We start from the raw sequence: 26,166 nt of genomic DNA, 5'->3' as shown, positions 1-26,166 counted from the left end.
TATGTAACTTTGCGAACTAATTTTCAAGAAATGATGCAAAGTGAAATTAAACCTATTATAGAGGTAAAGGGTGTATCAAAGTTTTTTGGTGAAAAAACAGCCTTGGATAATATCAATTTATCCATCAAAAAGGGAGAGTTTGTAACCATCTTGGGCCCTTCGGGATGCGGTAAGACGACCTTGCTGCGCCTGATAGCGGGATTTCAGACCGCTTCGGAAGGGGTGATTCGTATTGCAGGGGAGGAGATTACCCAGACTCCTCCTCACAAGCGTCCTGTCAATACGGTTTTCCAGAAATATGCCTTGTTCCCTCATCTGAATGTGTATGACAATATCGCTTTTGGCTTGAAACTGAAAAAGATGCCAAAGGATACGGTACTTAAAAAAGTAAAAGCTGCCCTGAAGATGGTGGGCATGACCGACTATGAGTACCGCGATGTCAACTCGCTTTCGGGTGGACAGCAGCAGCGTGTGGCTATTGCCCGAGCCATTGTGAATGAGCCGGAAGTGTTGTTGCTGGACGAACCGCTGGCAGCACTTGACCTGAAGATGCGTAAGGACATGCAGATGGAGTTGAAGGAAATGCACAAGACGCTGGGCATTACCTTTGTGTACGTGACGCACGATCAGGAAGAAGCCCTGACATTGAGTGATACCATCGTGGTGATGAGCGAGGGGCGTATTCAGCAGATTGGCACCCCTACCGATATCTACAATGAGCCGATTAACTCGTTCGTGGCCGACTTTATCGGAGAAAGTAATATCCTGAACGGAGTCATGGTGAAAGATAAGTTGGTACATTTCTGTGACCGTGACTTTGAATGTGTGGACGAAGGATTCGGCGAAAACACACCGGTGGATGTGGTGATTCGTCCGGAGGATTTGTATATTTTCCCGGTGTCGGATATGGCACAGCTTCGTGGTACCGTACAGTCCTGTATTTTTAAAGGAGTACACTATGAAATGGTGGTATTGTGCCACGGCTATGAGTTTGTGGTGCAGGATTATCACGCTTTCGAGGCCGGAACCGAAGTGGGTATGCTGGTCAAGCCGTTTGATATTCACATCATGAAGAAAGAGCGTATCTGCAATACCTTTGAAGGCAAGCTTATCGATGAAACTCATGTGGAATTCTTGGGATGTGAGTTTGAGTGTGCACCGGTGGACCTTCAGAAAGTGCCGTTGGGCGATGTGCTGGTAGACGTGGATTTCGGAAAAATCAATTTGTTGGACAATGCAGAAGACGGCATGCTGACCGGAGAAGTCAAGTTTATTTTGTACAAAGGAAACCATTACCACCTGACGGTATGGTCAGACTGGGATGAGAATGTGTTTGTCGATACGAACGATGTGTGGGATGATGGAGACCGTGTGGGCATTTCCATTGCTCCTGAAGATATTAGGGTACGTGTAAAACAGGAGGAACGATGAATAAACTGCGTTTGTTTTTTCTTTCACGCCGAAGCTGGACACTTCCTTATCTCATTTTCTCTGTCATTTTTGTGATTGTTCCACTTCTGCTGATTGTGGTATATGCATTTACCGATGATGCAGGTCGTATGACACTTGAAAACTTCCGGAAGTTCCTGGCTCATCCGGAAGCAGTCAATACCTTTATTTATTCCATCGGTATAGCCATACTGACAACGATAGGTTGTATCGTGTTGGGGTATCCGGCGGCCTGGATTCTGAGCCGCAGTAACTCAAGCTATTCGCGTACGCTGATTCTGCTGTTTATCCTGCCGATGTGGGTCAACATCCTGATACGTACGCTGGCTACCGTAGCTTTGTTCGACTTTGCCAGTCTGCCTTTAGGAGAAGGAGCGTTGATATTCGGAATGATTTATAACTTCATTCCTTTCATGATTTATCCGATTTACAATACCCTTCAGAAGATGGACCCGAGTTATGTGGAAGCAGCCCAGGATTTAGGAGCCAATTCTTTCCAGGTATTTTGGAAGGTGGTATTTCCTCTGTCCATGCCTGGAGTAGTGAGCGGCATCATGATGGTGTTCATGCCGACCATCTCTACTTTTGCTATTGCAGAATTGCTGACCATGAACAACATCAAGTTGTTTGGTACGACTATTCAGGAGAATATCAACAACAGTATGTGGAATTATGGAGCAGCTCTTTCCTTGATTATGCTGTTCCTGATTGCGGCCACTTCACTCTTTAGTTCTGATGAAAAGAGTGATTCAGAGAAAGGAGGACAGGTATGGTAAAGAAAGTGCTGATGCAGACCTATCTTTGGGTATTGCTGTTGTTGCTGTATGCCCCGATATTGATTATTGTGATTTATTCCTTTACCGATGCAAAAGTATTGGGCAACTGGACCGGCTTTTCGCTCAACCTGTACCGCTCGTTGTGTAATACCGGAGCGCATCATTCCCTGATGAATGCGCTGATAAATACAATAGCCATTGCCTTTATTGCTGCGACGGTATCAACTTTGTTAGGAAGTGTGGCTGCCATCGGAATCTATAACCTGAAGGCTCGCAGCCGGAAAGCCATGGGATTCATCAATACCATTCCTATATTGAACGGAGATATTATTACCGGTATTTCCTTGTTCCTGCTGTTTGTGTCATTAGGCATTACCCAGGGATTTACCACCGTAGTGCTGGCACACATTACCTTCTGTACTCCGTACGTGGTGCTGAGTGTGTTGCCGCGTCTGAAGCAGATGAATCCGAACCTGTATGAGGCCGCACTCGATTTGGGAGCTACTCCGATGCAGGCTTTGTGGAAAGTGATTATTCCGGAAATCCGTCCGGGAATGGTAAGCGGATTCCTGCTGGCACTGACCATTTCCATCGACGATTTTGCGGTGACGGTGTTTACCATCGGAAATCAGGGACTGGAAACGCTTTCTACCTATATTTATGCCGATGCCCGTAAGGGTGGTCTGACGCCGGAGCTTCGTCCGCTGTCGGCCGTGATTTTTGTGGTGATACTGGTGCTGCTGATTATTATTAACCGTAGAGCTGACAAAGCAAAGAATAAATGAAACAGAAGATGAAAAGGTGGAACTGGTGGGTGGCTTTTTGTATGTGCTGTCTGTTGACAGGATGCTACAACGCCAATGAATCGCGCGAAAATGTGCTCAAGGTGTACAACTGGGCAGACTACATAGGTGAAGGCGTGCTGGAAGATTTTCAGGAATATTATAAGGAACAGACGGGAGAAGATATCCGCATCGTGTATCAGACGTTTGATATCAACGAAATCATGCTGACAAAAATTGAGAAAGGGCATGAAGACTTTGATGTGGTATGTCCTTCCGAGTATATCATCGAACGAATGCTGCACAAAGGCTTGTTGCAGCCTATTGATACGACTTTTGCTCATTCACCCAATTACATGAACGGAGTGGCACCCTATATCCGTCAGCAGATAGATAAACTGACGGTGAAGGGCGATTTGCCGGCCAGCCGTTATGCCGTGTGCTATATGTGGGGGACGGCCGGACTGCTTTACAACAAGCAGTTTGTTTCCGAAAAAGACCTGAAGTCATGGGGGTGCCTGTGGGAGAAACGCTTTTCCGGCAAGATTCTGATGAAGGATGCCTATCGCGATTCGTACGGCATGGCTTTGCTGTATGCGCATCGCGAGGATTTGAAAGACAGTACCCGCAGTGTGGCTGACCTGATGAACGACTATTCACCGGCTTCTATGGACTCGGTGGAAAAGTATCTGAAACTGTTGAAGCCAAATGTGGCCGGATGGGAAGCAGACTTTGGTAAGGAAATGATGACCAAAGGAAAGGCCTGGATGAACATGACCTGGAGCGGAGATGCACAGTGGGCCATGGAAGAAGCGGCAACGGTAGGAGTGGACCTTGCCTATACCATTCCGGAAGAAGGTAGCAATGTGTGGTACGACGGATGGGTAATTCCTAAGTATGCCAAGAATCCTAAGGCAGCCAGCTATTTTATCAACTTCCTTTGTAGGCCGGATATCGCTTTGCGTAACATGGAGGAGAACGGGTATGTGAGTGCCATTGCAGCTCCGGAAATTCTGGAAGCTTGCATTGATTCTACCTTGGATAAGGAAGTCGATGCCAGCTATTTCTTCGGTCCGGAGGCACAGAAGGTGAAGCTGCGTAACACACAGTATCCCGATAAGTCTGTGATAGCCCGTTGTGCCATGATACGTGACTTTGGAGACAAGACGGTAGATGTATTGGAAATCTGGTCGCGCGTAAAAGGCGACAACCTGAATAGCGGGATTGTGATTCTGATTCTTTTGGTGGTAGTAGGACTGAGCGCCTGGCAGATTCGCCGCCGCTGGATACGTTATAAACGTCATACACGTACGCACCGCAGAAATCGCCGGAGAAAATAAAAGAAGAAAATACAGTATACAAAAATCCCCCTTCAAAAGACGTTTAAATGCTTTTTGAAGGGGGATTCTTTATATGGAATGTTCTGTTAGATTGACAACTCGTTCAATACGCTAACCAGTTCGCGGTCGATAGGCTTGTCGTTCTTGATAGCCTTGGCAAACGGAACATACACAATCTGGTCGTTTTCGATACCAATCATGACGTTGCGCTGACCTTCCATCAGGGCCTGGATGCTGGCTACTCCCATACGGCTGGCAATGATACGGTCGTGTGCGGTCGGGCGTCCACCACGCTGCAAGTGTCCTAAAATAGTTACACGTACGTCGTACTGCGGATATTCGTTCTTCACACGTTCTGCATAGTGCATGGCTCCACCAGTGATTTCACTTTCAGCTACCAGTACGATAGAGCTGCTCTTTGATTTGCGGAAACCGTTGTTGATGAATTCTTCCAACTGGTCCACTTCCGTATTGAATTCCGGAATGATGGCAGCTTCAGCACCCGCAGCAATGGCACCGTTCAATGCCAGGAAGCCGGCGTCGCGTCCCATTACTTCCACAAAGAACAAACGTTCGTGTGAAGTAGCGGTATCACGTATTTTATCTACTGCATCCAAAATTGTGTTTAGGGCAGTGTCATATCCGATGGTTGTGTCCGTACCATACAAGTCGTTGTCGATGGTACCGGGCAATCCGATACAAGGTACATCAAATTCCTGAGCCAGCAGGCGGGCACCGGTCAACGAACCGTCACCACCAATGACTACCAGTGCATCGATACCTTCACGTTTCATAGTTTCATAAGCTATCTGACGGCCTTCCGGTGTACGGAATTCCTGGCAGCGAGCTGTTTTCAGGATGGTACCTCCTAATTGTATGATATTGCTGACATTTTCAGTCTTGAATTCCTTGATCTCTCCTGTAATCAATCCTTTATACCCACGGTAGATACCTTTAACTTGTAATCCGTTGTAGATGGCAGAGCGGGTGACTGCACGGATTGCGGCGTTCATGCCGGGAGCATCTCCTCCGGATGTAAGAATACCAATACATTTAATAGTTCCCATAATTGTTAGTTGTTAGTTTGATTTTTATGAAGCAAAAGTACAAATATGAATTTATATTGTAACTGATTTTCTTCTTTATTATTCGTCCATTATAACTTTTTTACACGCTTCCATCAGCCATTTAGGGGTAGAGGTGGCTCCACAGATTCCAATGGAATGTGCATGTGACAATAAGGCCTTGTCAATCTCTTCCGGTTTGTCAATTTGGTAAGAGTTGGGGTTGACTTTCTTGCATTCCTGAAAGAGGATTTTCCCGTTGGAACTCTTATGTCCGCAAACGAAGAATACCAGGTCGTGGCTGGCGGCGAACTCCCGGATATGCGGCATGCGGTTAGCTACCTGACGGCAGATGGTATCGAAGTACTGAAAGGATGCTTCCGGTGAAATGTGGGCCTCGATGTAGGACACAATCTGGCGGAATTCGTCGAGCGATTTGGTCGTCTGCGAATACAGGCGGATGTCTTTGTTCATGTCCAGTTTGCTGACTTCTTCCAGCTTCTCGATGACGATGGCTTTGCCTTCGGTTTGGCCCACCAGTCCCAACACTTCCGCATGGCCGTTTTTACCGTAAATGACAATCTGTCTGTCTTTATCACTGGGAGTAGTGTCATACTCCTGTTTGATTCTTTTTTGCAGGCGCAGCACTACCGGACAAGTGGCATCGATGATTTCGATGTGGTTTTTCCGGGCCAGTTCGTAAGTCTCAGGAGGTTCTCCATGTGCTCTTAATAAGACCTTTACATTCTTCAGTCGGGCAAACTCTTCGTGGTTGATGGTAATCAATCCCATTTCCTTCAGTCGTTCGCACTCCTGACCGTTGTGTACAATATCTCCCAGGCAATACAGAGGTACACCCTTTGCCAGTTCTTCTTCTGCCTTTGAAATGGCAGTTGTCACTCCAAAGCAGAACCCAGAGTCCTTATCTATTTCAATGTGATGCATGTGCAGCTTTTTCAAATTGTTCTTTCAGCCATTCTTTTTGTTCGGCAATGGTCAGGTGACTGTTGTCCAGCAAAATCGCATCGTCAGCTTTGCGCAGAGGACTTACTGCCCGGCTCTGGTCGATGCGGTCGCGTTCTTCCACGTTGTGAAGAATTTCCTCGAACGAAGCATCCTGACCTTTAGCTTTCAGTTCCTCGTAACGGCGCTGTGCGCGGATTTCGGCAGAGGCTGTCACGAAAATCTTCAGTTCCGCATTCGGGAATACGGCTGTTCCGATGTCTCTTCCGTCCATCACGATTCCTTTTTCTTTGCCCATTTCCTGCTGTTGCTGAACTAAGGCTTTGCGCACAAAGTCGAGTGCTGCCACTGGGCTGACATGTGAAGAGACTTCCATGGTACGGATACGTTCTTCTACGTTCTTCCTGTTAAGGAAGGTCATGGGGCGCTGGGTTTCCGGGTTGAGCTGGAAGGAAATCTGAATTTGTCCCATCTGCTGGCGAAGAGCTTCTTCCTGGATGCTTCCGTCGTCATTGAACAATCCGTTCTCCAAACAATACAGTGTAACGGCCCGGTACATGGCGCCGCTGTCTATATAGATGTATCCGATTTCTTTGGCTAAGTCTTTAGCCATGGTACTTTTCCCGCAGGAAGAGAATCCGTCGATGGCAATAATAATTTTTTTCATGTTTCGGCTTCGATAAAATAGATTTCGCATTGACAAAGATAGTGTAAATCCTTTGTATATCGGATGTTTTGGATAAAGTTTTTGGAGTCTCTTCATAATATAAGGTAGAAATTCGTTTGGAATTCCAGAGATGAAAAAAAACGTTGTAGCAATGATTCGGATACCTGTTTGTGTTTTTTACATTTCTTTTCCGGAAAACCTATGTTTCTCATGGCGGAAACGTAGGTTTTCCCTGCGTGAACCCTACGTTTCCGCACAGGGAAACATAGAACACGTAAGGCGATATGCTGATTATTTCAAGTGGAAATAAAAAATATGCATTGTTTTACATTATTTTCATGTTGGGGTGTCGGAGTTTCGGGGAATTATGCTACCTTTGCCACGTATAGAGTATTAACCTTTAATAAACACATTTATGGAAGTCAAGAAATCGCCGAAAGCGGACCTCGAGGGCAAAAAGACCACGTGGTTATTGGTAGGTTTCGTACTGATTTTGGCAGCGATGTTTGTAGCGTTCGAATGGACAGAACGTGACAAGCAGGTCACTACCGATACCGGTATCACCGAACCAATCTTTGAAGAGGAAATGATTCCTATCACTGAACAGGAAGAACAGAAGCAGGCACCTCCTCCTCCTGAAGCTCCGAAAGTGGAAGAAGTTCTTCAGATTGCAGAAAATGATGCAAACGTAGAAGAATCTACTATCCAGTCAAGTGAAGAAAACAACCAGGCTGTGGAAATCAAGTATGTACCGGTTGAAGTAGAAGAAGAAGAACCGGAAGAACAGCAGATTTTCCAGGTGGTAGAAGAAATGCCGGAATTCCCGGGTGGTATGGCTGAATGTTTGAAGTTCATCGGTAAGAACATCAAGTATCCGACTATCGCACAGGAAAACGGTGTACAGGGACGTGTAATCATCCAGTTCGTGGTTAACCAGGATGGTTCTATCGTTGACCCGGTGGTTATGCGTAGTGTAGACCCGTACTTGGATAAGGAAGCACTCCGCGTGATCAAGATGATGCCGAAATGGAAACCAGGTAAGCAGCGTGGTAAAGCTGTACGTGTAAAATATACCGTGCCTGTAACCTTTAAGTTGCAGTAATCTATTGACCGTTATAATAAAGTGAAGGCTGCATTTTTGCAGCCTTTCTTTTTTCTCTTATCTTAAATTACATTTCCATGAAACAACAGACAAGCGAACAATTGTTACAGCAGATTCACGAATATATCGGAAACCTTTCTTATATGCGGGAGCCGATGGGACTTTATGATCCGATTGAGTATGTATTGGGGTTGGGCGGAAAGCGTTTGCGTCCGGTGCTGATGCTATTGGCTTATAATTTATATAAGGAAGATGTGACCCGTATCTTTTCACAGGCAGCAGGCATTGAAACCTACCATAACTTTACTTTGCTGCACGATGACCTGATGGATAAGGCGGATATGCGACGCAACAAGCCTACGGTACATAAAAAATGGGATGAGAATACGGCTATCCTTTCCGGGGATGCAATGCTGATTCTTGCTTATCAGTTCATGATGAAGGAATGTCCGCTTGAATGTGTGGAACGCGTGATGGAAGTGTTTGGCCGTACCGCCCTTGAGGTGTGTGAAGGACAGCAGTGGGACATGGAGTTCGAGCATCGTCTGGATGTGACGGTCGACGAGTATATCGAAATGATTCGTCTGAAGACTTCCGTGTTGCTTGCGGCAGCCTTGAAAATTGGTGCCATCTTGGGAGGTGCTCCCGAAAAGGATGCGCAGTTGCTCTATGATTTTGGCATTAAGATGGGACTGGCTTTCCAGTTGCAGGATGATTACCTGGATGTGTATGGTGATCCGGCTGTCTTTGGAAAGAAGATTGGAGGAGATATTCTTTGCAATAAGAAGACCTTTATGCTGATTACCGCCTTGAGCTTGTCTGAAGGAGAAGATAAGGAAACATTACTGAACTGGCTTCGTGCTACGGACTACGTGGCTGAAGAAAAAATCCAGTCGGTTACAGCTCTATATAATAAGGTAGGAGTTCCTGAACTTTGTCAGGCTCGCATTGATACCTATTATAAGGAAGGGCTGGAGTTGCTGGATAAGGTAAACGTGGAATCCTCTCTTAAAGAAGAACTGAAGAAGTTTGTTTGTCATTTAATGGACCGTAAATTGTAAAGATATGAACGCCCTGATTGATACTCATACCCATCTTTATACCGAAGAGTTTGATGCCGACCGTGAACTGGCGGTGATTCGTGCAGTCGAAGCAGGAGTGACCCGCTTGTTTATGCCTAACATTGATGATACGACGGTCGAGGCTATGCTCAAGCTGTGTGAGGCGCACGATTGCTGCTATCCGATGATTGGTTTTCATCCCACATCGGTAGATGCCGGTTGGAAGGAACGTCTGGAAAAAGTGAAAGGGTATCTGACTTCTTCTTCTCATCGCTTTTATGGAATCGGTGAGGTGGGTATTGACTTGTATTGGGACAAGACTTTCCGTGAGGAGCAGATGATTGTCTTTGAAGAACAGGTGAAGTGGGCACTGGAATACGACCTGCCTCTGATTATACATTGCCGGGAAGCTTATCCGGAACTGCTGGAGGTATTGTCGGGTTACAAGCATACAGCCTTGCGGGGAATCTTCCACAGTTTCACGGGCACTAGTGAAGATGCAGAACGGCTGTTGGAGTACGAATCTTTTATGTTAGGTATAAACGGAGTAGTTACTTTCAAAAAAAGTACCCTTCCCGAAGTATTGAAGAATGTGCCTTTGGAGCGCGTCGTGCTCGAAACCGACTCTCCTTATTTGGCACCTGTGCCTTATCGTGGCAAACGGAATGAAAGTGCAAATCTGGTGAAGGTGGCAGAATGTCTTTCGGTAATCTATGGAGTACCTTTGTCGGAAATTGCTTCCCGTACTACAGAAAATGCTTTAAAAGTCTTCACAAATGCGGAGAAAAGTTTTTAAAGTTTATTAATTTCGACTTCAAAAATAAACTTTTGCAGGCTTGATGTTATGTAAGACGAAAAAAAAGAATACATTTGTGACTGAAATCAGCGCGGGGTATAAAAATAACTGAAATATCTCCCCGACTGATGGTAAAAAGGAGAGGTGCTCGAGTGGTTGAAGAGGCACGCCTGGAAAGCGTGTATACGCCAAAAGCGTATCACGGGTTCGAATCCCGTTCTCTCCGCGAAAAAAGAGAAAAACAATTAACAAACTATTAATTAATTAATCTTAAAAATTAGACACACAATGAAAAAGTTATTTGCAATTCTTGCAGTGATGGGAGTCCTCTCATTTGGAATGACTCAGACAGCTATGGCTCAGGATTCTACAGCTACAGCAGCTCCGGCTCAGACAGAACAAGTAGCAGCAGCTGATGAAGCAGCAGCACCTGCAGTTGTTGAAGAAGGTGGTTTGCACAAAGAATTAAAGACTAAGTTTATCGAAGGTGACGCAGGCTTCATGTCTTTGGTTGCTATCGCATTGGTACTTGGTTTGGCTTTCTGTATTGAACGTATTATTTACTTGAGCTTGGCTGAAGTTGACGTGAAGAAATTGATGGCTAAAATTGAAGCTGCTTTGGAAAAAGGTGATGTAGAAGGTGCTAAGACAATCTGCCGTAACACTCGTGGTCCTGTTGCTTCTATCTGCTATCAGGGTTTGATGAGAATCGACGAAGGTTTGGACGTAGTTGAACGTTCAGTTGTTTCTTACGGTGGTGTTCAGGCTGGTTACCTTGAAAAAGGATGCTCTTGGATCACATTGTTCATCGCTATGGCTCCGTCTTTGGGATTCTTGGGTACTGTAATCGGTATGGTTATGGCGTTCGACCAAATCCAGCAGGCTGGTGATATTTCTCCGACAGTTGTAGCAGGTGGTATGAAAGTGGCCTTGATTACTACTATCTTCGGTTTGATCGTTGCTTTGATTCTTCAGGTATTCTATAACTATATCTTGTCTAAGATTGAAGCTATTACAAGCCAGATGGAAGATTCTTCTATCACATTGCTTGATATGATCATGAAGTACAACTTGAAATACAAAAAATAATAAGAACAATGGCTAAATTATCATACAAAGTATCATACTACGTATTCTATGTATGCATCGCACTGATCTTGGTAGTGTTGGGCATGTTCTACGGAGTAGGATACAGCGAAACAAATGCAGCTGGTTTGGTTGAACCGGCTTATACACAGGCCCTGATGTACCTGATGTACGGTATGTTTGCGGTAACTGTGGTTGCTACACTCGTAGGAGCTATCGCACAGTTTGGTGGAGCTTTGAAAGACAATCCGAAAGGTGCTATCAAGTCTTTGATCGGACTGATTCTTTTAATCGTATTGCTGATCGTTACTTATAATATCGGTTCTTCTGAAACTGTAATTATGGGTGGTGGTACAGAATATACCAATGTAACCATGTTGAAGGTAACAGACATGTTGCTGTACTCTACTTATGTATTGTTCGGCTTAGCTGCTATCGGTACATTGATTAACTTGTCTGGAATTTTGAAGAAATAATATCATCATTGAAGTTTAATTAAAATATAAGGAGTAAGTCAAATGGCAAAAAAGAAAAGATCAGTGCCCGGAATTAACTCAAGTTCTACGGCCGATATTGCCTTCATGTTGCTTATTTTCTTCCTTATTACAACATCAATGGATACTGACCGTGGTTTGGCGAGACGTTTGCCGCCTCCGCCTGAAAACAAGGAGCAGAAAGATGATATTATTGTAAAGGAAAGAAACGTTCTTCAGGTTCGTTTGAACAAAGACGACCAGTTGATGGTTGGTGGAGAATGGTCTGATATCAGACAGTTGAGACAAAAGGCAAAAGAATTCATTGCCAATCCGAATAACGATGAGAACTTGCCTGAAAAGCATGCAAAACATCTTCCGTTCTTCGGTGACGTAATGATTACAGAAAAGCATGTAATCTCTGTACAGAATGACGTGGGTACTAGCTACGATGCTTATATTCAGGTTCAGAACGAATTGGTAGCAGCTTACAATGAGTTGCGTAACGAATTGGCTCAGTCTCAGTTCGGCAAAACATTCGCTGAATGTTCTGAAGATGAACAGAAAGCTATCACAGACTATTATCCGCAGAAGATTTCTGAAGCAGAACCTAAAAAATATGGAGGAAAATAATCATGGGAAAATTTAATAAGACTGGTAAGCGTGGCATGCCGGAGTTGAATACCTCTTCTTTGCCTGACCTTATCTTTACCATGTTGTTCTTCTTCATGATTGTAACAACCATGCGTGAAGTTACATTGAAGGTTCAGTTCAAGGTTCCTCAGGCTACAGAGTTGGAAAAATTGGAAAAGAAATCTTTGGTGTCTTTCATCTACATCGGTAAACCGATGCCGGAGTTCCAGAAAAAGATGGGTACTACCGACCGTATTCAGTTGAACGATAAATTCGCTGAATCTTCAGAAGTTCAGGACTACATCTATCAGGAACGTGAAAACATGAAAGAGGAAGATAAACCGTTTATGACTGTTTCCCTGAAGGTGGATGCAAAAACCAAGATGGGTATCGTAACAGAAGTAAAACAGGCTCTTCGTCAGGCATACGCACTGAAGATTAACTATTCAGCTACTCAGCGTCAGTAATAGTTTTATAAATATGAAAAAAGGCTGTCTCTTATGAGGCGGCCTTTTTTTGTGTATCTATTCTATGTGTTAGTTTGAGTTGGATGATACTTGGCTGAAGAGTAGAGATGGCAGGAGTATCGGGGCTGACTATTTGCGTGTAGCTCCCGATGTTGATACGAGGATATACTATTTTCAGTGATAGAAAGATGGATATAAAGTTATATCTTTATTTGGTAGGGAAGGAAAGCATAGTATTCTTCTTCCTCCAGTAATACATCCAGCCATATATATCGGCTAATGCCCATCCGATAGGGATTGACCACCAGATGCCGTGTACACCAATGGAAGGGATGGCAGCCAGTGCATAGGCCAACACCACTCGGGTTCCTAAAGAGAGAATCGTTAAAATGATGGACATTTCCGGTTTGCAGACGGCTCTGTAGAATCCGTACCATAAAAATAAATACCCAATACCGAGGTAAAAACTGCCTTCTATCCGCAAGTATTCAGTACCGATACGGATAATTTCCGTTTCTTCAGGAGAGATGAAGATTTGCATCAGTTGCGGTGCAAACAGGAAGATTGCCAATGAGAGAAGCAGGCAGAAGAGAGTGGTTACTCCAAATGCACTTTTTATACCTTTCAGAATGCGGGCATTTTTGCCGGCTCCGTAGTTTTGTGCAGTGAAAGTAGAGAAGGCGTTCCCGAAATCTTGTACAGGCATATAGGCGAACGAATCAATCTTTACGGCTGCTGTAAAAGCGGCCATGACGGCTGTGCCGAAGCTGTTGACAAGGCCTTGAACCATGAGTATACCGAAATTCATGACGGATTGCTGAATGCAGGTCAGTGAAGCGTATGAGAAGACTTGTTTCAGGAGCTGCCTGCTGACCTTGAAATCCTTTCTGGAAAATCTGGTTTCTGGAACCTTTTTCCAGCAATAGAAGCATAAGCCAATGGCCGAAACTGCCTGGGAAATGATGGTCGCTGCCGCAGCTCCTTCTATTCCGTAATGAAGTTTCACAATAAACCATATATCCAGCACGATGTTTAATACCACGGAAACGGCTAAATAAATGAGAGGAGTCAGTGAATTACCCAATGCACGTAGGAGATACGCATAGTAATTATAAAGATAAACAAACCAGATTCCCATAAAAATGATTTTCAGGTAGTCGTAGGTCATATCCTGCAACTCCTGTGGGGTTTGCATAAGTGCGATAATATCTTGTATATAGTAGCAGGAGAAAGCGAATATAATCAGTGTGGAAGTTCCTGTAATCAGCAGGGAAGCAACTTGCGTACGTCTCAGGCTTTCATAATCCTTGGCTCCGTAGCGCATGGAGAACAATGCGCTGCATCCCATGCATAATCCGATAAAGATGGAGGTGATAAAGACCATGAGTGTGTATGAGGACCCCACAGCGGCTAAGGCTTTTGCGCCCAATGTCCTTCCGATGATGAATGTATCGGCAATATTGTATCCTTGCTGGAGCAAGTTTCCTAAAATAAGCGGATAGGCAAGGTTGAGCATGCTTTGTGTGATGCTTCCTGAAGTAAGGTCCTGCGTGCGACTGGTCTGCATAGTGGTAATTGGAACATAAATAAAAATGGATTTAATAAACCTTTTTTTCGGTTTTATTAAATCCATTCTCGTGTGCGCCTGATAGGACTCGAACCTACACGTCTCACGACACCAGATCCTAAGTCTGGCGCGGCTACCAATTACGCCACAGGCGCATGCAGAAATATGTATTTCTGTTTTGCGAGGACAAAGATAGGAAGAATTTTCATATTCTCCAAATACTGCACCTTAATTCTTTAGTTTTTTGATAGCGGTCTCGATGATGGTGTCCTTTCCTTGCTGCATATCTTCGCTGGTCATATCTACTTTCACGTCTGGTTCGATACCGAATTCCAATTGGTTCATGTCCGGGTCGAACATCGGGCTGGCAGAGAAACGGATGGACCATCCGTTGGGAATTTCCGAGCTGAAGGGGAGACCAGATCCTCCTCCGGTGGTATCTCCCATGGTAGTTACATTGGGGAATTGACGCATGGTATTCACAAAGTCGTTTGTGGCACTGTAAGAACGGCGATTGGTTAATACCACGGCCTTTTTCTGCCAGCGGATACTGTTGGATGGTTCCTGATATACAGGTTCAGGGTCCGAGAAATCATTATGCCCCGGACCTGTTTTATGACGGATGTAGCCGACCAGTACTTTCTCATTTGTAAACCGTGCGGCCAGTTTCTGTGCTGTAGTCAGGTTGCCTCCTCCGTTATTGCGTACGTCGATAATCAGTCCGTCACAAATCTCCAGTTTCTTCAGCATCTGGTCCAGGTTTCCGTCGCCGATACCGTCGGAGAAACTTTCACAATAGATGTAACCGATGTTATTTTCCAGAATCTGGTAGGTCAGTCCGGAGGTAATGATGTAATCCTTTTTCAGGTAGTTGCTCTGGATGCTGTCGCTGAAATTCCGCGGATAAGCATCGAACCATTCCCGGTATTGCGATGTACCCAATGAACTGCTCAGGTTGACGTGTCCGTCTCTTAATTCATTGACCATTTCCGACAAAACTTCGAAAAGTGACTCCCAACTCATGGAGGAAGAAATCCGCTTGGCATAGCGGGTATGTACTTCATCCCAGTCCAGTCCATACGTCTCGTGCTTATAGTCCAAAAAACAATATTGCTCATCGATGATTTTCCAGAGCGATTCAAAGTTGGCTTCCGGAGAATTACCCTGAATGTCTTCACGTATGCAGGAAGAGAATGTGAAGCAGGACAATGTCAGCAGAAGGCTATATAAGTAGCAATGATAAATCCGTTTCATATCAATAAGGCGTAACGTTTGAAGGCATGGAAATACGGTTCTTTCCTTTCAGCAGATAGAAGTTTTTCACGATGCCAATCATAAAATCGTGTGAATAAGTATGGTATTTCAGGTGGTTGACTTTCGCTTGCTGGAGGTCGCAGATGTATCCCACGCGCATGGTGACTTTCCGGATAGGGAAATCAAGCGTCAGCATCTGTCGGAGCGACGGGTTGTTGTGAAGCGAAGTAAACAGCACGTTCTTTCCTTTGTGTCCCAAGGAAAACATTTCGTAGTATGACTGTCCGAATTCAGGAGAGAACATGGCTCCCAACAGCGGAAGATTGGCCTGATAACGTACCACCAGCGGATAGTTTCCGATACGGAACTTGTAGATGGCCATTCCGGATATACCTACACTTCCGTATGCTTTTGCCTGTGCCGGATTGTTGGAATTGCGTGTGTTGTACACGAATCCTCCGTTCAGGTCAATCATCGGACCTGCCAGCAGTTTCAGTTGCTCGTTCAGACGAAACTGATAGTGCAGTGCATAGGTCCAGTTTACGAGTCCGGCATACATATTGGCGGTCTGGCTCGGATTATGCGTGTACGATACATTGGCCTGCAACAGATTTTGGGCCGAAACGTTTCCGTTCATTAACCGGGTCATACGCATGTTTTCGCGAAGGATACGAATCTCCGGCCCTTTGTATTCCAAGGGAGAAAGATATGTATCGAGCACGTTGCTCATTCCCGCTCCATAGAGTACGGAGCGCATTACGTAACGTGTGGCACGCAGGCTGTCTTCTTGTGCCTGAAGCGAAAAAGCAGCCCAGCATGCGCAAAGTATAAGGTAAATTCGTAGTTTCATACGGTTTTAAAAGAGTTTCATTTGTCCGTCGTCTTCCTGGCTGTCATCTTCCTCCATGCCTTCTTCTTCCTTTTCAGGCTCTTCCGGCTCCGGTTCCGGCATGCGGGTTGGCTCCAGCTCCGTAATCTGGCCGACGGTATAAGTCGTCAGTCGCTTACCCTTTGCCTTGAAGCTCTTCACGCCTACAAAGTCGCTGGCTTCCAGAATGAGTGCTTCGCGGAAGCTGTCGTGTCCGCCAAAGTCTACCTGGATACGCGGGTACACCTGACAGGTCAGCAGGATAAGTTGCGTATGTTTGTTGTCTCCCAGGAAATTCTGCTTTTTGGTGGTCGCTTCGAAGGTGAAGCGTTTCAGGTACGGATAGTTCTGCTGGTCGGCATCGTAGAGCACGGCTGTCCATACCTTGTCAGGATTGAATTTCTCGATACAGAGAATATCCGGATCGTAATGGTTGCTCAGGTCGAAGTTGGTAGTATAGAATTCTCCGTTCTTGTGTACTACTAAAATGCTGTCTTCACTTTGGAATTCTCCCAGGTATTGTCCTCTTCCATCGTAGTTGAGTCGGAGCACATCGTGGTCGAACCACACCTTTCTGCCTCCGAGCGTAGAGCCCCCTCGCTGTTTCAAGGAAATCTTGTGTACCTCAGCCTTGGTCAGCAAGTTACCCATGGATTGTTTTCCCTTGATGTTGATGGTACTGAAATCTCTTTCAAACGTAGGCTTCTTAATGCGGGGCGTAGGACGCAGCACTACACGGATGACTTCTGCTTCTCCATTCGGATTGGCGGTGAAGTACACGATTTTAGAACCTGGAGTGCCCTGCGTTACGTCATATTCTCTGTCACGAATGATGGAAGTGACATTGAAACGTTTGATATAATAATAACCTTCCTTTCCGTCACGGTAGATGACGTTATAGATGGTACGTTTGTCGTTTTTCTTGAATACGTTGACGTACAAGATGTTCTTTCCGACGAACAATTTGTCGGACACGCGGACAATCTTGTATTTACCGTCTTTGTAGAAGATGATTACATCGTCGATGTCAGAACAGTTGCATACATATTCGTCTTTCTTCAGTCCGGTACCGATGAAACCTTCTTCACGGTTGATATACAGTTTTTCGTTGGCTTCGGCCACCTTGGTAGCCACGATGGTATCGAAGTTGCGTATTTCCGTGCGGCGCGGGAAGTTTTTACCATACTTCTCTTTCAGGCGTTGATACCAGTCGATGGTATATTCCGTGATGTGCGCCAGGTGATTGTCTATCTCTTCCAGTTCCGCTTTCAGGCGTGCGATGAACTCATCTGCCTTGTCCTTGTTGAACTTCAGGATACGTGCCATCTTGATTTCCATCAGGCGGAGAATATCTTCTTTGGTCACTTCGCGTACGAACTGCGGATAGTAAGGCGTCAGGCGTTCGTCGATGTGCTCACAAGCTGCATCCATAGAGTCAGCCTGTTCGAACTGCTTGTCTTTATAGATACGTTCCTCGATAAAGATTTTTTCCAGCGAAGCAAAGTGCAGGGTTTCCAGTGTTTCGTCCCGTTGTATCTCCAGTTCCTTGCGTAACAGTGCCAGCGTATTGTCGACCGATTTTTTCAGCACCTTACTCACTGAAAGGAAATGCGGTTTCTTGTTGTCGATGACGCAGCAGTTGGGCGAGATGTTCACCTCGCAGTCAGTAAAGGCATACAAGGCATCCAGTGTCTTGTCAGACGATACGCCAGGAGTAAGGTGTACTAAGATTTCTACCTTTCCGGCCGTGTTGTCGTCCACCTTTCTTACCTTGATTTTTCCCTTCTCGATGGCTTTCAGGATAGAGTCAATCAACGAAGACGTAGTCTTTCCATAAGGGATTTCACTGATGCAAAGGGTCTTGTTGTCAATCTTGGAGATTTTGGCACGCACGCGCACTACGCCTCCTCGCTCGCCGTCGTTGTAGCGTGATACGTCAATCGAACCACCTGTCTGAAAATCCGGATAAAGCTGGAAGTCTTCTCCGTGCAGGTAGGCGATGGCCGCATCGCACAGTTCATTGAAGTTATGTGGAAGAATCTTGGAGGAAAGTCCCACGGCAATACCTTCTACCCCCTGGGCCAGTAGCAGCGGGAATTTGACCGGCAGTGTGACCGGCTCCCGGTTTCTGCCGTCATAGGAAGCCTGCCATTCGGTCGTTTTCGGGTTGAACACCACATCCAGCGCAAACTTGGAAAGCCGGGCTTCGATGTAACGGGGAGCAGCCGCACTGTCGCCCGTCAGGATGTTACCCCAGTTTCCCTGGCAGTCAATGAGTAAGTCCTTTTGTCCCAATTGTACAAGGGCATCTCCGATAGAAGCATCTCCGTGAGGGTGGAACTGCATGGTGTGTCCCACAATGTTGGCCACCTTGTTGTAGCGTCCGTCGTCCAGCCGTTTCATGGAGTGGAGAATGCGTCGCTGCACCGGTTTCAATCCATCGTTGATATGCGGTACGGCACGCTCCAGGATAACGTATGAAGCATAGTCCAGAAACCAGTTCTGGTACATGCCACTCAACTGGTGCTTTACTGCCTCGTCAGTGGTCGATACCGGTTTGTAGTCAGAGTGTTCTTCTTTCTCGGGCAAGTTTGCCATTTCTTTTTCGTCCTTGTCAAAAGTATCTTCGCTCATATTAAAATGGTTCCTATGTAAAGAGATTCGGGCAAAGTTACTGAATAATTCTGTGTGGTGGAAATAATTGACTTACAATTCTTACCCCCGAAAAGGGCATTTTTGAAGAAATTTCTTGGCGTAAATACCTCGACACGTACGTGACGAGGTGTTGACACGAAGGTGACGAGACCTTGACACGTACGTGATGAGAGCTCCGCACGTACGTGTCGAGGTAAGATGGCAGGCGCGTTTGGGCTTATTGCTGCTTACGGTAGCTGCGTATGGCCCATGCATAGAGCAGAAGGGCAAAGGACGAAAGTACGGAAAGCTGGAAACCGATGTCACAGATGCCGCTTCCCTTCAGGTAGACCATACGCATGATTTCCATAAAGTAGCGCAACGGATTGAGGTAGGTGATGCCTTGTGCCCATTCCGGCATGCTGCTGATGGGGGTAAACAGTCCGCTCATCAGGATGAAAATCAGCATGCAGAACCACATGACGAACATGGCCTGCTGCATGGTGGAAGAGTAATTGGAAATGACCAGTCCCAGTCCCGACATGACCAGTGCGAAAATCAGGGTGGCCAGGTAAATGGTCAGCACGTTTCCTGCCGGAGTTAATCCGTACACCAGCCAGGCCAACAGCATGCACAGGTTCAGTACCACAAACCCGATGCCCCAATAAGGCAACAGCTTGGCAAGGGTGAAGGTAAAGCGGCTGACCGGACTCACGTTGATTTGTTCGATGGTACCCGCTTCCTTTTCACTTACCACGTTCAGGGCAGGCAGAAAGCCACAGAGCAGGACCAGTATCATGGTCATCAGTGCAGGAACCATGAATACTTTATAGTTCAGGTAAGGATTGAACCGGTAGCGGACAGAATTTTGCGAAGAAGACGGGTTGAGTATCTGTTGCAGGTAAGCGCTGCCCAGTCCGCCTTTCGTGCCGTTAACGGTGTTGACTGCAATGAGTGCCGCCGGACTTTGTCCGTTGGCTTGCGCTTTCTCAAAGCCGCGTGGAATTTCCAGCAGCATGTCGGCCTGGTCTGTCTCGATGGCTTGCAGTCCTTGTGCGTAGGACGGGGGAAGTGCCGTCAGTTGAAAATAACGGGAAGCTTCGATGCGGTGCACCAGTCTTTCGGAAGAAGGACTGCGGTCGTTATCGATGACGGCAATGCGCAGGTTCTCTATTTCCAGTGTGGCGGCCCAGGGCATGACCAGCATCATCATGCAGGGGAAAAGCAGGATGAGGCGGGGCAGGAAACTGTTGCGTTTCAACTGCTTGAATTCTTTTTCTATCAGGTAACGTAACATCATAGGCTTGGCGGTTTATTCCAGTCGGTTCTTAAACTTATGGGCAGTAGCCGTAATCAGTACCACTGCCATGAGGCACATCACTGCCACTTCTTTCCATACATACACTAGTGGTACACCTTCAATCATCAGCCGGCGGACGGTTTCTACGTACCAGCGTGCGGGAATAAGGCAGGAGAGGACCTGCAGAATGCCCGGCATACTTTCTATCGGGAAGATAATGCCCGACAGGATAATGGTGGGTATCATCAGTACCATGGCCGACACTAACAGGGCCGCTATTTGCGTATGGGTAATGCAGGAGATAAGCAGTCCCAATGCCAGGGATACGAAAATGAACAATAGGGATACGCCTAACAGGGCAGGCAGGCTTCCGGCTATCGGTACGTCGAGCACAAAGACGGAGAGCAGCAGGATGGTCGTCAGGTTCAGTAGGGACAGCACGAAATAGGGAACTGCCTTCGACAGAATGATGAACAGCGGGTTGACGGGAGAGACCAGCAGGACTTCCATCGTGCCTGTTTCTTTTTCGCGTACGATGGAGATGGAGGTCATCATGGCACAAATCAGCATCAGAATCAATCCCATGACTCCCGGTACAAAGTTATAGGCGCTCTTCATCTGCGGGTTATAGAGCAGTTTATTGTACACCATGACAGGCTGCTTATCCGGTTGTGAATAGGCCGAGGTGGTTGTAGTTTGACGGATGGTTTGTAGGGCTTGCCTTAGAATTGTCTGTGCATACGTGCTCCGTGTGACGGCCAGGTTCGGGTCGGTGGCATCGGCTAAAATCTGTATCTCTTCCGAGTCAAAACGCAGGCGATGCAGGTCGGAGGGAAAGACTACAGCCAGTTCTATGAGGTTGCGTCGGAACAGCCGTTCGATTTCGTCGGGAGACTGGACGACATATTTCACCGTGAAATACTCGCTGGCATCCAGTTGTTCCATCACTTTCCGTACATCCGTCTGGAGGGAAGGTGCAAGGATGGCAGTCTGTACATTACGCACTTCGGTCGAGATGGCAAAGCCGAAAAGGATAATCTGTACAATCGGCATGCCTATCAGTATCAGCATGGTACGCCGGTCGCGCAGGATATGGTGAAATTCTTTTCTGACAAAAGCGATAAACTGTTTCATGGCTGTTCTGTTTGCGTGTGAGTAAAGGCATGTTCTCCTCGTTGGGCTTCACGTGCTAATTTTTGGAAGACTTCGTCCATGTCTCGGGCATCAAAACGGTATTTCAGTCCGTCGGGAGTATCCAGTGCCCGAATATGTCCGTCCACCATCATGGAAATACGGTCGCAATATTCAGCTTCGTCCATGTAGTGCGTCGTGACAAAAATAGTAATCCCCTGGTTGGCGGCCTGATAAATCAGCTCCCAGAACTGACGGCGGGTAGCCGGGTCGACTCCTCCTGTCGGTTCGTCCAGAAAAACCAGTTCCGGACGGTGGAAGATAGCTACTGAAAAGGCCAGTCGTTGCTTCCATCCTAAAGGCAGCGAACGCACCAGGGTATGTTGTTCCTCGTAAAGTCCGATACGCTGTAAGGTTTCTTCCGTACGCTTGCTGATTTCCTTGGCATTGACACCATAGATACCTCCGAACAGACGGAGGTTTTCGCGTACGGTCAGGTCTTCATAAAGTGAAAATTTCTGGCTCATGTAGCCGATTCGTTTTTTGATTTCCTCGCTTTGCGTCCGTACGTCAAACCCCATCACTTCAGCCTTTCCTTCGGAGGGAAGACTTAGCCCGCACAGGATGCGCATGGCGGTAGTCTTTCCGGCTCCGTTGGCCCCTAGGAAGCCGAAGATTTCTCCCCGCTGTACCGAAAATGAGATGTGGTCGACGGCCGTGAACGAGCCGAATCGTTTGACGAGGTTGTCCACCTGAATAATGGGCGGAGTATGTTTATCGACGGCTTTTCGTTGCAGGCCGGGAGGGCATAGAATCTCGCTGAATTGCTTTAGTATGGCTTCCGGACGGTCGATGCCTTTAATTTCTCCCTCGTAAAGAAACGCCACTCGGTCGCATCGCAAGGCTTCGTCCATGAAAGGAGTGGATACGACAAGGGTAATGCCTTCCTGGCGGAGGTAGGCTAACATCTCCCAAAACTCCCGGCGTGAAACGGGGTCTACTCCGGTGGTCGGTTCGTCCAGAAAGAGGACTTTCGGGGCGTGAACCAGTGCACAGCACAAAGCCAGTTTCTGCTTCATTCCTCCCGACAATGCACCTGCCCGACGCTGCTTGAAGGGGGCAATCTGTTCATAAATGGCGCGTATCCGCTCGTAGTTTTCTTCAATGGTCGTATGAAATACGGTGGCAAAGAAACGCAGGTTTTCTTCTACCGTGAGGTCCTGATACAGAGAGAAGCGTCCCGGCATGTAACCTACGCTCTGCCGTATTGTACGGAAGTCGGCCCGTACATCCGCATCCAGTACCTGGGCGCTTCCCTGGTCCGGTAGCAGCAAGGTGGTCAGGATGCGGAACAGGGTACTTTTCCCAGCTCCGTCGGGACCGATGAGGCCGAACAGTTCTCCTTGCTTTACGCTGAAGGATACATCGCGCAGGGCTTGTACCTTTCCGTAGCTTTTGCTTACATGGCTGACTTCGATAAGGTTTTTCATGTCACTTTCGGTTTTCAGAATTTGACTTTCCCGTACATGCCCAGTTTGATGTGTCCGTCGTTTTCGACGGCTATTTTGACGGCATATACCTGGTTGGCCCGTTCATCGTTGGTCAGGATGGTTTTGGGCGTAAATTCCGCTTCTTCGGAAATCCAGACTATCTTGCCGGGATAATTTCTGAGTTGCGCATTGCCGAAATCGGCAAAAACGGTGACTTCGTTACCTAATTTCACTGACTCTAACTGTGAAGAGGTGAGGTATGCCCGCAGGAAGATGTGCTCCATATCGGCTATCTTGAACAGCGGTTTTCCTACTGTAGCCAGTTCACTGGGTTCGGCATACTTTGCTAAGATGGTTCCGTTGATGGGAACGGTGATGTGACATTTATTTAATTGGTCTTCTACTTGTGCCACCTGGATGGCGACTGATGAACTTTGCTCTGTCAGGCTGGCAGTGGTATTCCCCAGCGAAGAAAGTTGCGCTTCCAGTTGCCGGTTGAGTACCGCCAACTGTGAATCCCAGTCATCCAGTTGTTTGCGGTTGGCAGCCTGTGCTTTAAGCAGATTCTCTACCCGGTTTCGTTCCCGCTGTGCCGTGGCAATCTGTGCTTTTGTGGCAGCTATTTGCCGGTGGATGTCGGGGCGCTGGCTCTCCACCGATTTCATCTGCGCCTCCAGCTGTCGTTTCTTCAAATAAAGCTGCACCGTATCAATCAGTCCCACTTCAGTTCCTTGCGTAAAGTGCATACCTTCTTCCGCATTCAGGTAGAACAGTTTTCCGGTAGCTTCGGAAGATACCACGATTTCCGTCGCTTCGAAGGTGCCGGTGGCATCAAATTCGTCTTTGGAACCGCAGGCAGTCAGGCAAATCAGTAACAGAGTTTGAAATACATATCTTTTTTTCATACGCTTGAGTATTTTAGGGTGAAACGGGTTAGTTGGTCAGGTGTTTTCTTTGGTGTAGATGCATAAGCAATTGTACTTCATGTACGGCCTTGGCTTGGCGCGCGAGATTCTCGGCTGTAATTTCCTTCAGCATGTCGCTGACGCTCATGGTGCCGTTGGCTACTTTGGCTTGGGCAGACCGTCGGATGTTCTCCCGTAATCGGATAATCTCCTCGTCTTCTTTCATCTGCTGCCGAAGACTTTGGATGGTGCCGTCTTCTTCTGCCAGTTGAAAGTGTGTGTTGAATAAGAATAAGTCGCGTTCGTTTCTAATTTGCTGGATGCGGTTGTCCAGGTTTTTCCGGTCGTTTTTCAGAGTGTACAGGCTTCCGAAATTCCAGGTAAACCGGGCTCCGACTAAGTAGTAGGTTCTGAATTTGTCTTTTAATATATCCAGTCCCGGATTGCCGTAGGCTCCTTGTGCAAAAAGACTAAAAGTTGGAAGATAACCCGTTTGCAATCCCTTTCGTTGTACGGCGACGGTCTGTTCTTGTGCTTCATACCATCGTAGTTCAGGGCGGTTGAATTCAGATGCATTCGTTTCCACAAGGGCTGGACGTACTAACTGGGTTTGTGCCGGAAGTTCTTTTCCTGTAAGTAAGGACAGCATGCGCAGATAGGCCATACGGTTATTTTCCAACTGGATACGCTGTTGCTTGGTTTGAAGAATCTCTACCTTTACCGCGTCTACGTCCGCATCATTGGCGGTGCCGTTTATCCGATAAGCCTCCACCGTTTTCTGGTTGCGTGCGAGTTCTTCTTCTAATAATACATTTTGTGCCAGCTGCTCGTCCAGTAACAGGATACCGAAGAATACCTGATTCACCCTTTCTTCCAGTGCATACAGACTGGTATCAAGCTGTCGCTCGTTTGCTTCGGCTTCGGCTTTGACCTGAGCTTTTTGGTTGCGGATTTTTCCTCCGTCCCATATATTTTGTTTGATTTCAATCAATGCCTGATACTGGTCTTTCGGTAGTCCCCTCATGCCCGATCCCGGAATCTCGAAAGGAAAGGTAGTGGCTTCGCTTTGATAAGATATTTTTCCGCTCACGCTGATTTGGGGCAGATTGCCTTTCGCTACATTTGATAGCGTATATTGTTCGGACAGTTGAATCAAGTCGTATTGTCGTACCAGCGGATAGTTTTCACGGGCCTGCTGCTTGCAACTTTCCAAGGTGATTTGTGCCTGACTTATCACACTCAGGCTCCATGCACACAAAAGGAGAAATGTTCGTATCATAGGCATTGGGTGTTTATTAAAAGATTGTATGACAAAGATAGAGGGTTTTGTGTAATCTTTCGGTCCTATATGTGTGACGGAATGTTCTTTTTGTTCGATAAATGCTTGTCTTTGCTGTAAAAAAGGCTTGAAATATTATCTTTGCAGGAAAACAAGGTGTCAAATGAAATCGAATCATCTGTTGTTGCTGGCATTGAAGAAAGTGCGTGAACATGTGGGAGAAGGGACGAACACCTCCCGCTTTCTTACTTCCGAATTGGGATTGCTTCGTTCCATTCAGGGAATAGCCGACGTAATTCATTTTATCCCGATGGAAGGGCAGCCCTATCGGTTGACCGAGGGGCGAGTGGTGTTTTTTCGTGCGGGGACGCTTCGGCTGCGTATCAATCTTCGTGAAGTGGAATTTAAGGAGGGCGATTTGCTGGCTGTATCTCCGGGAACGGTATTTGAGTTCCTTTATATATCATCTGATTTGGATTTAGCTATGCTGGCTTTTTCAAACAGCTTAATGGAGAATTGGCAGAAAGAAGATTTGTTGCAGACCTATTTGCAGGGGCGATTGTTTTTGCATCTGTCTTTAACTGCGAAAGAAGTGCAACGCATGGAGCAGTTGTTTGCCTTACTGTGGGAAGTTGTACACGATCGGCCTTTTCCGAGAGCTTCCGTGCAGAGTCTGATTTCTCTGTGCTTTCATCAACTGGATTTTGTCAGGAAAAGAAGCCAATCGACCGAACGTCAGCAGCATACGCGTCAGGAGGACATTTTCAATCGTTTTCTGGAATTAGTCAACAAATATGCAGTCCGCGAGCGAAGCATTGCGTTTTATGCCGACCGGCTTTTTCTGACGCCCCGTTATCTGAGTACACTGGTTCGTCAGGCCAGCGGACGCACGGTGATGGACTGGGTAAATGAGGCGGTAATGCAGGAAGCTAAACTGATGTTGCGCCACACGGATAAGCTGGTGTATCAGATTGCCGATGAATTGAACTTTCCCAATGCGTCATTTTTCAGTAAATATTTTCGGCGAATGGCTGGAATGACTCCTAATGATTATCGAAGAAAAGACGAATAAGGAGTTT

24 protein-coding genes and 2 tRNA genes are annotated in these 26,166 nt (G+C 46.6%); 13 read left to right on the top strand and 13 right to left on the bottom strand.

The genetic code is table 11. From position 1 onward, the window contains the following. Positions 1-30 precede the first annotated feature (30 nt). The 4 genes from BACPLE_RS14765 to BACPLE_RS14750 are packed head-to-tail and all read left to right on the top strand — an operon-like array spanning position 31 to position 4,347. Positions 31-1,431 carry a polyamine ABC transporter ATP-binding protein gene (locus BACPLE_RS14765; RefSeq protein ID WP_007563385.1) on the top strand — a complete coding sequence of 467 codons (1,401 nt, stop codon included), beginning with the start codon at positions 31-33 and terminating at the stop codon, positions 1,429-1,431. Next, entirely contained in the window at positions 1,428-2,225 is a 798-nt protein-coding gene (locus BACPLE_RS14760; protein ID WP_007563384.1) for an ABC transporter permease, read from the top strand. Before BACPLE_RS14765 ends, BACPLE_RS14760 begins: the two co-directional genes overlap by 4 nt. Beyond that, entirely contained in the window at positions 2,219-3,010 is a 792-nt protein-coding gene (locus tag BACPLE_RS14755) for an ABC transporter permease (protein ID WP_007563382.1), read from the top strand. The genes BACPLE_RS14760 and BACPLE_RS14755 overlap by 7 nt, the downstream gene beginning before the upstream one ends. After that, positions 3,007-4,347 carry an ABC transporter substrate-binding protein gene (locus BACPLE_RS14750; RefSeq protein ID WP_007563381.1) on the top strand — a complete coding sequence of 447 codons (1,341 nt, stop codon included), beginning with the start codon at positions 3,007-3,009 and terminating at the stop codon, positions 4,345-4,347. The genes BACPLE_RS14755 and BACPLE_RS14750 overlap by 4 nt, the downstream gene beginning before the upstream one ends. An 86-nt stretch (positions 4,348-4,433) precedes the next feature. On the opposite strand, the gene pfkA is transcribed toward BACPLE_RS14750, so the two are convergent. From pfkA to cmk, 3 genes are all read right to left on the bottom strand, one after another. After that, the gene (pfkA, locus tag BACPLE_RS14745) at positions 4,434-5,414 is read right to left on the bottom strand and encodes a 6-phosphofructokinase (RefSeq protein ID WP_007563379.1); all 981 of its coding nucleotides are present in this window, start codon (positions 5,412-5,414) and stop codon (positions 4,434-4,436) included. A 78-nt stretch (positions 5,415-5,492) separates the two neighbouring features. Continuing rightward, on the bottom strand, positions 5,493-6,356 hold the full coding sequence (locus BACPLE_RS14740) for a 4-hydroxy-3-methylbut-2-enyl diphosphate reductase (RefSeq protein ID WP_007563377.1): 864 nt from the start codon (positions 6,354-6,356) through the stop codon (positions 5,493-5,495). Beyond that, complete coding sequence (gene cmk / locus BACPLE_RS14735; RefSeq protein ID WP_007563375.1) at positions 6,343-7,041, bottom strand: (d)CMP kinase; 699 nt, start codon at positions 7,039-7,041, stop codon at positions 6,343-6,345. Before cmk ends, BACPLE_RS14740 begins: the two co-directional genes overlap by 14 nt. A 415-nt stretch (positions 7,042-7,456) precedes the next feature. Here cmk and BACPLE_RS14730 point away from each other — a divergent pair, with 415 nt between their 5' ends. The 8 genes from BACPLE_RS14730 to BACPLE_RS14695 all read left to right on the top strand — a co-directional run bounded on the left by BACPLE_RS14730 (position 7,457) and on the right by BACPLE_RS14695 (position 12,659). Next, positions 7,457-8,143, top strand: coding sequence for an energy transducer TonB (locus BACPLE_RS14730; RefSeq protein WP_007563373.1), 687 nt, complete (start codon positions 7,457-7,459; stop codon positions 8,141-8,143). Between the two features lie 77 nt (positions 8,144-8,220). After that, complete coding sequence (locus BACPLE_RS14725) at positions 8,221-9,204, top strand: polyprenyl synthetase family protein (protein WP_007563371.1); 984 nt, start codon at positions 8,221-8,223, stop codon at positions 9,202-9,204. A gap of 4 nt (positions 9,205-9,208) precedes the next feature. Continuing rightward, on the top strand, positions 9,209-10,000 hold the full coding sequence (locus BACPLE_RS14720) for a TatD family hydrolase (RefSeq protein WP_007563369.1): 792 nt from the start codon (positions 9,209-9,211) through the stop codon (positions 9,998-10,000). 138 nt (positions 10,001-10,138) lie between these two features. Beyond that, a tRNA-Ser gene (locus tag BACPLE_RS14715) sits at positions 10,139-10,226 on the top strand. 62 nt (positions 10,227-10,288) lie between these two features. Continuing rightward, a complete protein-coding gene (locus BACPLE_RS14710) occupies positions 10,289-11,089 on the top strand; it encodes a MotA/TolQ/ExbB proton channel family protein (protein ID WP_007563367.1) in 801 nt (266 codons plus the stop codon). Positions 11,090-11,097: 8 nt separating this feature from the next. Further along, positions 11,098-11,562, top strand: coding sequence for a hypothetical protein (locus BACPLE_RS14705; RefSeq protein ID WP_007563365.1), 465 nt, complete (start codon positions 11,098-11,100; stop codon positions 11,560-11,562). Between the two features lie 42 nt (positions 11,563-11,604). After that, on the top strand, positions 11,605-12,192 hold the full coding sequence (locus BACPLE_RS14700) for an ExbD/TolR family protein (RefSeq protein ID WP_007563363.1): 588 nt from the start codon (positions 11,605-11,607) through the stop codon (positions 12,190-12,192). Between the two features lie 2 nt (positions 12,193-12,194). Beyond that, positions 12,195-12,659, top strand: a complete 465-nt coding sequence (locus BACPLE_RS14695; protein ID WP_007563361.1) for an ExbD/TolR family protein — start codon at positions 12,195-12,197, stop codon at positions 12,657-12,659. A gap of 208 nt (positions 12,660-12,867) precedes the next feature. On the opposite strand, the gene BACPLE_RS14690 is transcribed toward BACPLE_RS14695, so the two are convergent. From BACPLE_RS14690 to BACPLE_RS14645, 10 genes are all read right to left on the bottom strand, one after another. Beyond that, positions 12,868-14,226, bottom strand: coding sequence for an MATE family efflux transporter (locus tag BACPLE_RS14690; RefSeq protein ID WP_040313262.1), 1,359 nt, complete (start codon positions 14,224-14,226; stop codon positions 12,868-12,870). 73 nt (positions 14,227-14,299) lie between these two features. Then, a tRNA-Leu gene (locus BACPLE_RS14685) sits at positions 14,300-14,381 on the bottom strand. Positions 14,382-14,454: 73 nt separating this feature from the next. Continuing rightward, positions 14,455-15,480 (bottom strand): S41 family peptidase, encoded by a 1,026-nt coding sequence (locus BACPLE_RS14680; protein WP_007563358.1) that lies wholly within the window; start codon positions 15,478-15,480, stop codon positions 14,455-14,457. Position 15,481: 1 nt separating this feature from the next. After that, entirely contained in the window at positions 15,482-16,330 is an 849-nt protein-coding gene (locus BACPLE_RS14675; protein ID WP_007563357.1) for a DUF3316 domain-containing protein, read from the bottom strand. Positions 16,331-16,336: 6 nt separating this feature from the next. Further along, positions 16,337-18,982, bottom strand: a complete 2,646-nt coding sequence (locus tag BACPLE_RS14670) for a DNA gyrase/topoisomerase IV subunit A (protein WP_007563355.1) — start codon at positions 18,980-18,982, stop codon at positions 16,337-16,339. Between the two features lie 238 nt (positions 18,983-19,220). Continuing rightward, positions 19,221-20,279 carry an ABC transporter permease gene (locus tag BACPLE_RS14665; protein ID WP_040313321.1) on the bottom strand — a complete coding sequence of 353 codons (1,059 nt, stop codon included), beginning with the start codon at positions 20,277-20,279 and terminating at the stop codon, positions 19,221-19,223. A gap of 15 nt (positions 20,280-20,294) precedes the next feature. Further along, positions 20,295-21,416: an ABC transporter permease gene (locus tag BACPLE_RS14660; RefSeq protein WP_007563352.1), complete on the bottom strand. Its 1,122-nt coding sequence runs from the start codon at positions 21,414-21,416 to the stop codon at positions 20,295-20,297. Further along, the gene (locus tag BACPLE_RS14655; protein WP_007563350.1) at positions 21,413-22,903 is read right to left on the bottom strand and encodes an ATP-binding cassette domain-containing protein; all 1,491 of its coding nucleotides are present in this window, start codon (positions 22,901-22,903) and stop codon (positions 21,413-21,415) included. Before BACPLE_RS14655 ends, BACPLE_RS14660 begins: the two co-directional genes overlap by 4 nt. Before the next feature lie 14 nt (positions 22,904-22,917). After that, a complete protein-coding gene (locus tag BACPLE_RS14650) occupies positions 22,918-23,808 on the bottom strand; it encodes an HlyD family secretion protein (protein WP_007563348.1) in 891 nt (296 codons plus the stop codon). A gap of 28 nt (positions 23,809-23,836) precedes the next feature. After that, complete coding sequence (locus BACPLE_RS14645; protein ID WP_007563346.1) at positions 23,837-25,093, bottom strand: TolC family protein; 1,257 nt, start codon at positions 25,091-25,093, stop codon at positions 23,837-23,839. Positions 25,094-25,250: 157 nt separating this feature from the next. Between BACPLE_RS14645 and BACPLE_RS14640 the strand changes: the two genes are divergently transcribed. Then, positions 25,251-26,159: a helix-turn-helix domain-containing protein gene (locus tag BACPLE_RS14640; RefSeq protein ID WP_007563344.1), complete on the top strand. Its 909-nt coding sequence runs from the start codon at positions 25,251-25,253 to the stop codon at positions 26,157-26,159. Positions 26,160-26,166 lie beyond the last annotated feature (7 nt).

The sequence above is a fragment of the Phocaeicola plebeius DSM 17135 genome (assembly GCF_000187895.1).
Lineage (GTDB): Bacteria > Bacteroidota > Bacteroidia > Bacteroidales > Bacteroidaceae > Phocaeicola > Phocaeicola plebeius.
The sequence above is the reverse complement of the archived record's forward strand: the minus strand, read 5'-3'. Positions and strand labels throughout refer to the sequence as shown.